Origin of the sequence: Stenotrophomonas ginsengisoli (assembly GCF_001431485.1) — a bacterium.
GTDB classification, from domain to species: Bacteria; Pseudomonadota; Gammaproteobacteria; order Xanthomonadales; family Xanthomonadaceae; genus Stenotrophomonas; species Stenotrophomonas ginsengisoli.
The window spans coordinates 70,423-82,702 of the sequence record NZ_LDJM01000008.1 but is presented as its reverse complement, the minus strand read 5'-3'; the positions used below and the strand labels follow the sequence as shown (position 1 = coordinate 82,702).

The 12,280-nt window shown below is 66.2% G+C and carries 12 protein-coding genes; 6 read left to right on the top strand and 6 right to left on the bottom strand.

Translation table 11 applies throughout. From position 1 onward, the window contains the following. The 3 genes from ABB30_RS03280 to ABB30_RS03270 all read right to left on the bottom strand — a co-directional run. Positions 1 to 1,245 (bottom strand): MFS transporter (locus ABB30_RS03280; protein WP_057636877.1); only part of this gene is annotated, 1,245 nt, incomplete at its 3' end. Positions 1,246 to 1,295: 50 nt separating this feature from the next. Next, positions 1,296 to 3,506, bottom strand: a complete 2,211-nt coding sequence (gene yccS, locus ABB30_RS03275) for a YccS family putative transporter (protein WP_057636876.1) — start codon at positions 3,504 to 3,506, stop codon at positions 1,296 to 1,298. Positions 3,507 to 3,601: 95 nt separating this feature from the next. Then, on the bottom strand, positions 3,602 to 3,781 hold the full coding sequence (locus ABB30_RS03270; protein ID WP_057636875.1) for a hypothetical protein: 180 nt from the start codon (positions 3,779 to 3,781) through the stop codon (positions 3,602 to 3,604). Positions 3,782 to 4,002: 221 nt separating this feature from the next. On the opposite strand from ABB30_RS03270, the gene ABB30_RS03265 reads away from it, so the two are divergent. Further along, a complete protein-coding gene (locus ABB30_RS03265; protein WP_245626406.1) occupies positions 4,003 to 5,271 on the top strand; it encodes an amidohydrolase in 1,269 nt (422 codons plus the stop codon). A 46-nt stretch (positions 5,272 to 5,317) separates the two neighbouring features. Then, positions 5,318 to 5,911, top strand: a complete 594-nt coding sequence (locus ABB30_RS03260; RefSeq protein ID WP_057636873.1) for a hypothetical protein — start codon at positions 5,318 to 5,320, stop codon at positions 5,909 to 5,911. 30 nt (positions 5,912 to 5,941) lie between these two features. Here ABB30_RS03260 and yghX read toward each other — a convergent pair whose 3' ends face one another. Then, positions 5,942 to 6,829, bottom strand: coding sequence for a YghX family hydrolase (gene yghX / locus ABB30_RS03255; RefSeq protein WP_057636872.1), 888 nt, complete (start codon positions 6,827 to 6,829; stop codon positions 5,942 to 5,944). Positions 6,830 to 7,232: 403 nt separating this feature from the next. Between yghX and yjjJ the strand changes: the two genes are divergently transcribed. Beyond that, positions 7,233 to 8,609, top strand: a complete 1,377-nt coding sequence (yjjJ, locus tag ABB30_RS03250; protein WP_083489653.1) for a type II toxin-antitoxin system HipA family toxin YjjJ — start codon at positions 7,233 to 7,235, stop codon at positions 8,607 to 8,609. Between the two features lie 6 nt (positions 8,610 to 8,615). On the opposite strand, the gene ABB30_RS16915 is transcribed toward yjjJ, so the two are convergent. Continuing rightward, on the bottom strand, positions 8,616 to 8,789 hold the full coding sequence (locus ABB30_RS16915; protein ID WP_152980530.1) for a twin-arginine translocation signal domain-containing protein: 174 nt from the start codon (positions 8,787 to 8,789) through the stop codon (positions 8,616 to 8,618). A 249-nt stretch (positions 8,790 to 9,038) separates the two neighbouring features. Between ABB30_RS16915 and ABB30_RS03245 the strand changes: the two genes are divergently transcribed. Next, the gene (locus tag ABB30_RS03245; protein WP_152980528.1) at positions 9,039 to 9,848 is read left to right on the top strand and encodes a hypothetical protein; all 810 of its coding nucleotides are present in this window, start codon (positions 9,039 to 9,041) and stop codon (positions 9,846 to 9,848) included. 65 nt (positions 9,849 to 9,913) lie between these two features. On the opposite strand, the gene ABB30_RS03240 is transcribed toward ABB30_RS03245, so the two are convergent. Beyond that, positions 9,914 to 10,285 carry a hypothetical protein gene (locus ABB30_RS03240; protein ID WP_152980527.1) on the bottom strand — a complete coding sequence of 124 codons (372 nt, stop codon included), beginning with the start codon at positions 10,283 to 10,285 and terminating at the stop codon, positions 9,914 to 9,916. Positions 10,286 to 10,601: 316 nt separating this feature from the next. Between ABB30_RS03240 and ABB30_RS03235 the strand changes: the two genes are divergently transcribed. After that, positions 10,602 to 11,951 (top strand): serine hydrolase domain-containing protein, encoded by a 1,350-nt coding sequence (locus tag ABB30_RS03235; RefSeq protein ID WP_057636869.1) that lies wholly within the window; start codon positions 10,602 to 10,604, stop codon positions 11,949 to 11,951. A gap of 61 nt (positions 11,952 to 12,012) precedes the next feature. Then, the gene (locus tag ABB30_RS03230; RefSeq protein WP_152980526.1) at positions 12,013 to 12,255 is read left to right on the top strand and encodes a hypothetical protein; all 243 of its coding nucleotides are present in this window, start codon (positions 12,013 to 12,015) and stop codon (positions 12,253 to 12,255) included. The last annotated feature ends 25 nt before the right edge of the window (positions 12,256 to 12,280 follow it).

The window sequence follows — 12,280 nt, the reverse complement described above, 5'->3', positions numbered from 1 at the left end:
GGCAATGGCCAGGGCCAGCAGCAGTTGCGGTGCGCTCCAGCCCAGCAGCTGCTGGGTCAGCAGGCCGACACCGGCGGCGGCCACGATGAAGCCGGAGTTCTGGATGTTCAGCGCGGCGAACACGCGCGCCATCTGGTTGTTGGGGGTGCGGCTCTGGATCAGCGCAAACAGCGGCACCACGAACAGGCCGGTGGCAAAGCCAATGCCGAGCAGGTCGATGATGATGCGGGTGCTGCCGGGCTGGGCGAGGAAGCCGGCCACGTCCAGCCCGCCCACCGGGGCGGCGCCGGGGCGGGCGAAGTACAGGTCCAGCAGGAAGGCGCTCATGCCGAAGGCGCCCAGTGGCACCAGGCCGATCTCCACGATGCGCCCGGACAGCTTTTCGCACATCAACGAGCCGGTGCCGGTGCCGATCGAGAACAGGGCCAGGGCGGCGATGTAGAGCAGGCTGGAATCGGCCACACCGCCGAGGTTGCGCTCGGCCCACACCGGCAGCAGCGAGGTGATGATGGTGCCGAAGAACCAGAACCAGGACACGCCGAGGATGGCGTTGCGCACCGCCAGCTGCTGCTTGGCCAGGCGCAGGGCCTTGATCGATTCGGGAATCGGGTTCCAGCCGATCTGCAGGCCCGGCTCGCCGGCATCCATGCGCGGGATCAGGCGCGCCACCAGGTTGCCGGCCACGGCCAGCACGATGATTGCGCTGGCCGCCACCACCGGGCCGTGCTCACCGGCCAGGTGGAAGATCAGGCCGCCGGTGATCATGCCGCACAGGATCGAGATCGAGGTGCCCATCTCGACCAGACCGTTGCCGCCGGTCAGCTCCTCCGGCTTGAGGATGGAGGGCAGCACCGAGTACTTCACCGGCCCGAACAGGGTGGACTGCACCCCGGTGGCGAACAGCGCCACCAGCAGCACCGGCAGGTTTTCGCTGACAAAGCCCACCGCCGCCAGCGACATGATGCCGATCTCCATCATCGTGGTGATCACGATCAGGCGGTGCTTTTCCAGTTTCTCGGCCACCTGCCCGGCCAGGGCCGAGAACAGGAAATAGGGCGCGATGAAGATGGCCGGGGCCAGGGTGGCGTAGAGCCCGCGCTGGTCGGCATCCAGGCCGAGGAAGAACAGCAGGCCGATGATCGCCTGGCGGTAGACGTTGTCGTTGAACGCGCCCAGGGCCTGGACGATGAAGTACGGCGCGAAGCGACGCTGGCGCAGCAGGGCAAACTGGTTGTGTCCGGACATCCATGACTCCTTGGATAGCGCGCCTGAGCCTAGCAGAGCGCGGCCGCGGTTTACTGCGTGGCGTTCACTGCCGGCGGTGGCAACAACATCGACAGACCGGTGGCCGCGGCGGCGGCCTGGCGCAGGCGCGGCAGCAGGCGCAGCACCAGGGCCAGCTGGGTGTGGATCAGCCCGAGGCGTTCGTCCAGCTCGCTGCTGCCGTCTTCCAGGGCCTGGGCCATGGCCCGCTCGTCGCCTTCGGCGGTCGGCAGTGCCTGGCGCCGTGCCAGGGCATCGGCAATGCCGGACAGGCTGTGCCGGATGTAGGCACCGGCGGCCTGGGCCTGGGCATCGGCGGCCAGCGCGGGCAGTTGCTCGCGATGCGCACCCAGCGCCGAAAGATGGCCGAGCAGGGTGTTGGACAGGGCCAGGAAGCGGAAGCCGGCATCCAGGTTGGGGCGCACCCGCGCCGGCTCGCGCAGCATGTTGCCCAGGGCCACCGACAGTGCCGCATCGGCGTTGTGCATGTCGCGCCGGGCGATGCGCCAGGGCAGGTCATCGCGCTTGCCGTCGCGGTACTGGCCCAGCACCTGTTCCAGATAGCGCGCGGCACTGGCGGCCACGGTGCCCATCACCGCGTGCAGGCGGCGGCCCTGCCAGTCCGGCAGGATCCACAGCGAGGCCGCGGCGGCAATCACGCAGCCGACCACCGTATCGAGCAGGCGCGCGCTGATCAGCACGAAGCCATCGCCGAGCAGGTTGAAGCAGGTCAGCGCCATCAGGGTGATGCCGGCGGTGGCGGCGATGTAGCGGTCGTTGCGGCAGATGAAGAACAGCAGCGCGCCGGCAAAGGCGATCAGCAGCTGGGCCGGGGTGGCCGGGAACAGCTGCAGCAGGGCCCAGGTGGCCAGCAGGCCGGCCACCGTGCCGATGATGCGCTGGACCAGGCGCAGGCGGGTGGCGCCGAAGTGCGGGCGGCACACGAACACGGTGGTGAGCAGGATCCAGTAGCCATTGGCCACATCCAGCAGGTGCATCAGGCCGTAACCGGCGACCAGGGCGATGGCGATGCGCACACCGTGGCGGAACAGCACCGAGGTGGGGGTGAGCTGCTGGCGCAGGCGCCGGCCCATTTCCACCAGGGTGCGTGGGCTGGAATCGCGCAGGCGGGTGTCCATGCCGTCCAGGGTGCTGTCACTGAGGTTGGCCGCGGCCAGCTGGCGGTCAATGGCGCCCAGATTGCGGCGCAGCAGGCGCAGCGCGCCCAGCAGTGGGGTCCAGGCCGGGTTGTGCTGCTGGCCCAGCCAGGCCAGCGAGCCGTCCAGGTCTTCCAGTGCGGCCGGCAGGCGCGCGGCGTGGCTGTAGGCCTGGCGCAGGCGCACCGCTTCGGCCAGCGTCTGGCAGGCCTTGCCCTGCAGGGTGAGCACGCGGTTGGCCCGGTACAGCACATCGGAGTGGAAGAACGCCTCGCTCAGTGCCGCATACGGGTAGTGCGAGGAACTGGCGCGTTCGTGGAAATCCTGGGCCATGTAGTACAGGCGCAGGTACAGCCCGGACTGCACGCCGGGCCGGCCGGAGCGGCCGAAGCGGGCCAGGATGGCGTTCTTGGCCACGTTCAGTGCGGCCACCACGCGCCCGTTCTGTTCGGCCAGGGCCAGCTGCATGGCGGCATGGTCGGCATCGTGCACCGGCTCGAACATCGCCGCCTTCAGCCGCAGGTAGTGGCCCAGCTCGCCATACAGGCGAGCCACCGCCTCGCGTACCGGGCGGTTGGCAAACAACGCGGTCCACACGATGGACAGCAGGCCATAGCCGGCTGCACCGCCGAGCAGGTGGCCGATCTCGTGCCACGCGGTCTGGCTGGGCGTGCCGGGCGGGAGCTGGTCCAGCGCGATCATCGCGTACAGAGCCAGGGTGACGGTGGCCTGGCCGATGGAGCCGTAACGCTCGCCCAGCGCGCCGAGCAGGGTCAGGCCGAAGGCGGCCAAGGCCAGCGCGGCAATGAAGGGCAACGGATAGGGAAACAGCAGCACCACCGCCGCCCCGGCCAGGGCAAAGCAGGCCAGTGACAGCGCCACCGCCTTGCTGCGGCCCCACCAGTTGTCGTCGGTTTCGGCAATCGCGCTGGCGATGATGCCCAGGAACAGGCCGGGAATGGCCGCTACCGCATCGCCATACCAGCCATAGGCAATGGCGCTGGCCAGGGCGATGCTGACGCGCAGGCCGTAGCTGGATTTTTCATGCGCCCACAGGCGGCCCAGGCGGGAAGAGTGGCGAGCCATGGCGGTCTCGGTTCAAGTGCCCGGCCATTATCGCGTCAGTGCATGCCAATCCGGTGGCAGGCAGGCAAACCTGCCCGGCCCGGGATGCCGGCGGCTCAGGCCAGCTTGCTGAAGATCACCCACAGCGCGGCGGCAAAGCTCAGGAAGGCGAAGATCATGCCGCCAACGCCGCTGACCGCAGCCGCTTCCTTGTTCAACCCAAAACGCAGCCAACCCACGATCAACGAGGGAATCAGCAGCAACAGCACCACCAGGATCCAGGCGTTGTCGGGCATGGGCAGTCTCCACAGAATCAAACGGGGCCAGCATGGGCCGATGTCCCATCCTCGTCATTCGGGAACTTGTCGGCATTGATCCAGAACAAGGGTCGGCAACAGGCGGCCGGTGGCTGGGCGGGCGGGTACCATCAAGGGCTTGATGATCAGCAAGGGCGGGCGCAATGACGGGCAGGCAGGCAAGGGGTTGGACGAGGGCGGCACTGGCCGCGGCAGTGGCCATGGCCGGCATGGCGGCCGGCGCCCAGGCCGAGGTGTTGCCGGCAACGGCCAGCGCCCAGGCCGCACAGGCGCAGCTGCAGGCCTGGCGGCGTGACCTGCACCAGCACCCGGAACTGGGCGGGCAGGAAACCCGCACCGCGGCCATCGTGGCCGGGCACCTGCGTGCGCTGGGCCTGACCCCGCGTACCGGCATTGCCGGCACCGGTGTGGCGGCCGTGCTCAAGGGCGGCAAGCCCGGCCCGCGCCTGCTGATCCGTGCCGACATGGACGCCCTGCCGGTGGCCGAGGAAACCGGCCTGCCGTTTGCTTCCACCGTGCGCAGCAGCTACCGCGGCCAGCCGGTGGGGGTGATGCATGCCTGTGGCCACGATGCCCACGTGGCCATCTTGATGGGCGTGGCCCAGGCACTGGTGGCGCGCAAGGACACGCTGCCCGGCGAGGTGATGTTTGTGTTCCAGCCCTCCGAGGAAGGCCCGGCCGACCCCAACGAGGATTTCGGCGCCCATCGCATGCTGGCCGAAGGCCTGCTCAACGACTTCAAACCCGATGCCGCCTTCGGCCTGCACGTGTGGGCCGGGCTGCAGGTGGGGCAAGTGGGCTACAAGGCCGGCCCGCTGCTGGCCTCGGCCGATGAGTGGCTGCTCACCATCGATGGCAAGCAGACCCACGGCTCGCGGCCGTGGGAGGGCGTGGACCCGATCACCGTCGGCGCCCAGGTGCTGCTGGGCACGCAGAGCATGATCGCGCGCCAGATCAACATCGCCCAGACCCCGGTGGTGCTCACCGCCGGCCAGTTCAACAGCGGCGTGCGCTTCAACATCATCCCGGACCAGGCCAACCTGGTCGGCACCCTGCGCACCTTCGACCCGGCCGTGCGCGAGGACGTGATCGCCCGTTTTGATCGCATCGCCAGCGACTACGCCCATGCCGCCGGCGCGACCGCCACGCTGAAGGTGATCAACCAGGCCCCGGCCACCATCAACGATGTCGCCCTGGCCCAGCGCCTGCGTCCGGCACTGGAGCGCGCCGCCGGTGCGGCCAACGTAGTGGACATGCCGCTGCAGACCATCGCCGAGGATTTCTCCCACTTTGCCAACACCGTGCCCGGTTTCTATTTCCTGGTCGGTGCCACCAGTGAGGGCATCGACCCGGCCAAGGCCCCGGCCAACCATTCGCCGAAGTTCCTGCTCGACGAGGCCGCACTGGTCAACGGCATGGCCGCGATGCTGCAGGTGACGACCGAGTTTCTCGAGGCCGGCGCGCACTGAAGGGCATGCCACCGGCTGATGCCGCCACGACAAGGAGTGAGAGCCGATGAAGCGTTTTCTGCTGGCCGTGTTGAGTCCGGTGATGGTGGTGTTGATGTTGGCCTTGCTGCTGGTGGCGGGCTACTGGTTTGGCCCGTTCGGTGTGGGCCTGGTGATTGCATCGCCCTTGCTGTACCTGTTCGTGAAGGTGCAGTGGCGGCGGGCAACCAACAACCGTTATGTGGACCCGAGCCTGCCGCCGATCGAGCCGGACGTGTCCGGCGTGCCGCCGCAGGTGCCCAACGCACAGCCGCCGGTGTACGGCGCTGCTGCGGGCAACCGGGTGCAGCTGCATCCGGTCGGGCGCTCGCTGGGCGTGCTGCAATGGCTGGAATACCTGCTGGCCGGCCTGTGGCTGCTGTGGCTGACACCGATGATCTACAACGGCCTTTTCAGTGATTTCCATGCCAGCCGTGGCATCGGCATGCAGCGCCTGTTCGCCCAGCTCGGCGCGTTTGGTATGGCCGCGCTGTTGGCGGCCATTTTCCTGTCGGTACAGAACGCCTACTTCAGCCTGCGCCTGCGCGCGCGCTGGATCAGTTGGCTGGTGGTTGCGGCCGCCTGGGTGCTGATGCTCTGGCTGCGCAGCGGCAGTCAGTGATGCGTGCGCAACGGCGGCAGCGTTCGTGCATCAGTGCAGGTAACGCGCAAACCAGGCCAGGGTGCGTTCCCAGGCCAGCTGTGCGGCCGCTTCGTCATAGCGCGGGGTGGAATCGTTGTGGAAGCCGTGCTGGGTGCCGGGGTAGATGTAGGCCTCGTACGTCTTGCCGTGCGCTTTGAGTGCGGCTTCGTACTCGGGCCAGGTGGCGTTGATGCGGGCATCTTCCTGGGCAAACTGCAGCAGCAAGGGGGCCTTGATTGCCGGCACCTCTTCCGGGCGTGCCTGGCGGCCATAGAACGGCACCGCTGCAGCCAGTTCCGGGTAGGCCACCGCCGCCGCATTGGACACGCCGCCGCCGTAGCAGAAGCCGGTGATGCCCACCTTGTCGGTGCTGCGGCTGTCGGCCAGCAGGAACTCGATGGCGGCGAAAAAGTCGTTCATCAGCTTTTCCGGGTCCACCTGGGCCTGCAGCTCGCGGCCCTTGTCATCATTGCCCGGGTAGCCGCCCACCGAACTCAGGCCATCCGGGGCCAGGGCGATGTAACCGGCCTTGGCCAGGCGCCGCGCCACATCCTCGATATACGGGTTCAGGCCGCGGTTCTCGTGCACCACCACCACGCTGGGCAACGGGGCATCGGCCTTGGCCGGGCGCACCAGGTAGCCGCGCACGTGGCCGTGGCCCTTGGGCGAGGGGTAGCTGATGTATTCGGCAATGATGTCCGGGTCGGTAAAGCGCACCTGTGCGGCCAGCGCGTAATCCGGGCTGAGTGCGGCCAGGATGCCCACTGCGGTCATGCTGCCCACCGCATAGGTGGCCGCGCGTTCGAGAAAGTCGCGCCGGCTCAGCTTGCCGTGCACGTAACCGTCATACAGCTCCAGCAGCTCAGGGGCGAAATCCTTGGCGGTCAGGCGGGTCATCAGGTTTCTTCCGGGTGGGATGGGGAGAAGCTAGCAGAGGCTGGACGTCGAGGTGGCTGGACTGTTCAAGGATGTGAGCCTCACTCCCGTTAGTTCGCAGGCAACCACCCTGACGAGGGCAATGCTTGCGCGCCGCGCTTGGCTGGTCTTTTCGTGGGCACAGGGGCGGCCGGAGCGGGAGGAGGAGAAGGGCGCGCTCGGCGGTTCAGGGGCATCGCATGGTCAAACCGTTTGGCGAGGCGTGCGTGCAGGATGAATGCGCAGGTGCGGCGCGGGCAGACAGTCGCCTTCATTTGTTTCCAAATTTGTAACGATTGAGTGACTGTATTTTGCCCATCTGGTCTGGAATTACAGTAATATTTACTCTAAAACTTGTATCCAGATTTGTAACGAAACTTTCCTCATGGCCCGTCCACGTTCAGCTGCCGTCGCCGATCTGCTGTTCCTGTTGCAAAGCGGGGATCCCATGTCCTCAGCCGAACTGGTCAGCCAGCTGGGTATCTCGCGCCCATTGTTGTCGCGCCTGGTGGCCGAGGCGGGTGAGCAGGTCATCCGTTTCGGCAATACCCGCGCCACCGCCTATGTGGCCACCGAGCGCAGCCGCCCCAACAACTGGGCGCTGTACCGCATGGGCGCCGATGCCACGCCGGAGCCGCTCGGTACCCTGCATGCCCTGCGTGGCGAGCGTTTCCTGTTCCAGCCCTCAGGACAGCGGCCCAATCTCGTGCGAGCGGTGGAGGCGGTGTCTGGGCATTTTCCGGGCATTCCGTGGTTTCTGGATGACGTGCGCCCGCAGGGCTTTCTCGGTCGCACCCTGGCGCACAGGAACGGGAAGCTGATGGGCGTGCCGGAGGACCTGCTCAGCTGGCGTACGGCAGACAACCTGATCGGCATCCAGCACGGCGGCACCGGCATTGGCGACCTGCTGCTGGGCAGTCGGGCCGTGGACCAGGCGCTGGAGCAGTTGCAGAACCCGCCCGATGCGGTGGCCATCGAGCAACGTCTGGATACCTACGCCCGCATGGCCCGCGATGCGCTGGCCGGCGAGGATGTTGGCTCCTCTCCCGGTGGCGAGCAGCCCAAGTTCACGGCCACCGTGCAGGACGGCAGCTCGCGTTATGCGGCCATCGTGAAGTTCGCCGTGTCTGTGCGCTGGGCCGATCTGCTGGCGATGGAGCATCTGGCTCTGCGCACACTTGCCGCGCACGGCGTGCCGGCGGCGGTATCGACCCTGCTGCAGGACGGCGGCCTGACGTATCTGGAGCTGCAGCGTTTTGACCGCACGCACGATGTGCTGGGCCGGCGCGGCTTTGTCTCGCTGATGTCGCTGGATGCCGCCTTCACCGGCGAAGGCCGCCGCAGCTGGGCCGAGGCCGGGCGGCAGTTACAGGCACTGCGTTTGATCGATGTGGCCAGTGCCGAACGCATGGCTCTGTTGCACTGGTTCGGCCAGCTCATCGGCAACAGCGACATGCACCAGGGCAACCTGGGTTTTGAATTGGTCGATGACGGCCCGCTGCCGCTGTGCCCGGCTTACGACATGCTGCCGATGTACCTGGCTCCGCCGCGCAGTGGTGCCGAACGCGAACCGGTGGCCATTGCACCGCGTGCGCCCGAGCAGATCGGCCAGGGGGCGGTGATCGCCCGTGCCGCTGCCATGGCCATCGATTTCTGGGGGCAGGTGGCCGGCAGCGGCCTGATTGCCGATGCGGTCCTGTGCGAAGTGGCACGCCGCAACCGTGAGGTGGTGGCGACCTACGCCGCGCGTTTCGGCCGCTGAGCAGTTTCAGCGCAGGTAGCGCGCTAACCAGGCCAGAGGGCGCTCCCAAGCCAGTTTCGGCTGACAGGGGCAGGTTGAAGTGGCCTGGGTTTTACGGGCTGAGCGCGGCCAGGATGCCGCCCCCGTCAGGCTGCCTGCCGCAGAGGTGGCAGCGCGTTCGTGAAAGTCGCGCCGGCTCAGCTAGCCGTGGACGCAACCGTCTTGCAGCTCAAGCAGCCCGGGGGGGCTGAATCCTTGGCGGTCAGGCGGGTCATCAGGTGTCTTCCGGATGGGGTGGGCAGACCCTAACAGAGGAAGGATACGGTGCGGGCAGGCAGGTCATCGCCATGAACCGGTCGCGATCAGGCTGGCAGCTGAAAGGACAAGCGGAGCTGGCTTGTCAGTGCTGTGCTAAAACGCCAGCCTCCTGCCGCGTAATTGATGGTTTCCATGTCCCAGCCAGCCTCACCGCCACCATCACGCTTGCCGCCACCGTCCTCTCGTAAACCGCCAGCACCGCGTGGCTTGAATCTGGTGCATGTGGTTGTCGCTGCTGGCGTACTCCTGGTGGCGGGTTATTTCATCGGCGGCAAGCGCGAAGAAGCCAGGCCGCAGGCGCAGGCGGTGCCAGCCGTGGCGACACGCCCCGATACGGCAACGCCGGCCGGGCAGGATGGCTCCGGGGTCATGGTGATGCGTGGCCAGGCGGCTACCGAGCGGCGCGAGGTGGACCTGGCCCGCATGACCTTGCTGGAAGGTGGCACGGTGTTGCGCATTGAAGGTGGCGTCGGGCGCCACTTTGCCCGTCAGTTGGCCGGTTTGCTGGCCGAGAACCGTGGCCTGCAGCGCATCGACATCACCAGCGGTGGTGGCTACATGATGGAAGGCTTCGAGGCGGCGCGGGTCATCAACCGGCACAACCTCATCGTGCGGGCCAAATCGCATTGCGCCAGCATCTGCGTGGCGCTGTGGGCGGCGGCGTTTTCGCGCCAGTTGGAGCCGGATGCGGTGATCGGCCTGCACCAATGGACGGCCCAGTGCGAAGTGATGCCCTCGCCGGAGCGCGAGCAGTGCCAGCACCACGCGCAATTTGCCACCAACAACAAATCCACCTACGAAGCCTGGCTGCGCAGCGCCGGTTTCAATGCCAACCTGATCGCCCTGCAGGCCCGCACCTTGCCGCAGGACATGGCCATCCTCACTGCCGCACAGCTGCGCAGTAATGGCGTGGATTTCGTGCTGGTGGACAAGGCGGATTGATGGGCCCAGTGTTGTTACTGCAGGTCAGCCTGATCTCGACATACATTTATTCCTGATCGTGTCCATCAGTGTGTATAGCGGATGGAGATCAACCTCTGCTGCGAGTAGCGCAGGTCAAGCTGGACCATGTGCATGGAAAGGTCGGGCACGCCCAGATAATAGACATCAGTCAAATCAGCCGCATGAGATGTGCTGCTATCGGGTTGCCCCAGTTCGGCGATCACCTGTTCGCGTGCCATGCCCGGGGTGATGTGGCGCAGAACGGTATCCGCCATTGCCCAGCGTTTGGTCTGTTCGAGGTCTTTCTCGCCCTCGGTACGCCACGCTTCACGGTCGAACTCCGTTGCCGGTGCGCATGCGGCCGTGGCACACACCAGAGCCATCAGCGTTGCATTCAGTGCATGGGAAATGGCTTGTTTTCTTGGCTGGTCGTTCACCGCTGTCACTCCGTGCGATCCGTCCCGATCCTAACGTGAATCCTTGATCTTCCATAACGGATGCATTGATCTGTGACGGTGGTTGGCGGAAGTGGTCGGGTTTGACCATAGTCAGTTTTTCCTTGGCTTGTCGCTGTTCTGCTGTAATCTCGCAGGGCGTCAGCAGTCGCGTTTTTTCAGGGTGGTATTGTTTTCTGGAACGTACCCGCCACAGTGCCGCCAAGTGCAACGCGGGTAGCGATGCAGTGGCGGGCGGATTGATCAAGCAGACAGTGTGGGGAAGCCTGTGCGCTATGGATTGCGGTGTTTTCTTGTCATGTTGCTGGCTTGCGGCAATGCCGTGGCTGCCGGCCTGCCTGAGGCGGTGTTCCATCAATGGCTGGCTGCCTTCAACAGTGGTGATGCACAAGCGCAACAGCAGCTGATATCCACCTACAACATGGAGGGTGAGCAGCGGCCGGGTTTTGGCCTGCGGCAATCCATGGGGCCTTTCAGCTTGCTGGCCGTGCAGGCCAGCAACGACGAGCGAGTGCAGGCCCTGGTGCGCGCGGATGACAGCGAACGGACCTTGCTGGTGACCCTGGCCATGAGCGGCAGTAAGAAGCCCGTGGTGAGCTTGTTCCAGATCGAGGGTGCGCAGACACCGCCACAGTTCCAGCCTGCACGCTTGGCCATGCCTGCCTTGCTGGATGCTGCCGGCAAACGCCTGGACGGCCTGTTGGCCGACGATGCCGTGGCCGGCTGCGTACAGCTGGCCAAGGACGGGCAGACGCTTTTTGCCTGGCAGGGCGGCCTGGCCGACCGTGCCGGTGGTGTGCAGATGCGCGCCGATACGCAGTTGCGCATTGCCTCGCTGGGCAAGATGTTCACCGCCGTGGCGGTGTTGCAACTGGTGCAGGCCGGGCAGCTCTCACTGGATGACCCCATTGCCGCGCATTTGCCCGATTACCCCGGCAATGCCGCTGCGCGTGGCATCAGCGTGCGCCAGCTGCTCAACCACACCAGTGGCTTGGGCGATGTGTTCGGTGAGGATTTCAGTGCGCATGCCAGCACCCTGCGTACCCATACCGATTACATCGCCCGCTATGCCGCGCAGCAGCCGCAGCATGCCCCCGGTGCTGAGGATGGTTATTCCAACTACGGCTATATCGTGCTGGGCGCCATCATCGAGGCGGTGAGCGGGCAGTCGTACTACGACTACGTGCAGGCCCACGTATTTGCACCGGCCGGGATGACCGCTACCGGTGCCTTGCCCGAAAGCGAGGCCGTGCCGGGGCGGGCGGTGGGCTATGCCAAATTCGAGGGGCGTTGGCTGCCGGAGACGGTCTCATTGCCATGGCGTGGTACCGCGGCTGGTGGTGGCTACAGCACCGCCGGGGATCTGCTCAAGTTCGGCCAGGCCCTGCTCGATGGCACGCTGCTGGACCCGGCATTGCTGCAGCAGGCCACCGTCGCGCAGAACCACAAGGATTGGTATGGCTACGGTTTCATGGTCAGCGGCATTGGGCCCGCACGCCAGTTCGGCCACGAAGGCGGCGTCCCCGGCCAGAACGCCGTGTTCTGGGTGCTGCCCGAAGCCGGCTATGTGTTGGTTGGCCTGAGCAACACCGACCCGGATGCCATGGGGAATGCGGTCAACTACATCGCCCGACGGCTGCCGCTGTGAGTTCGCGCTGGCTTTAAGCGGCAAGTGCACTCTGACCCGGGTTCTTACTTTGAACTGGTAAGTGAACCTGACCCTGAGGTTTCCCGAGGTGATGCCCTCGCCGGAGCGCGAGCAGTGCCAGCACCATGCGCAATTTGCCACCAACAACAAATCCACCTACGAAGCCTGGCTGCGCAGCGCCGGCTTCAACGCCAACCTGATCGCCCTGCAGGCCCGCACCTTGCCGCAGCACATGGCCATCCTCACTGCCGCCCAGCTGCGCAGCAATGGTGTGCATTTCGTCCTTGTCGACAAGGCAGATTGATCGCAATTGAGTGAGCTTGACCTCG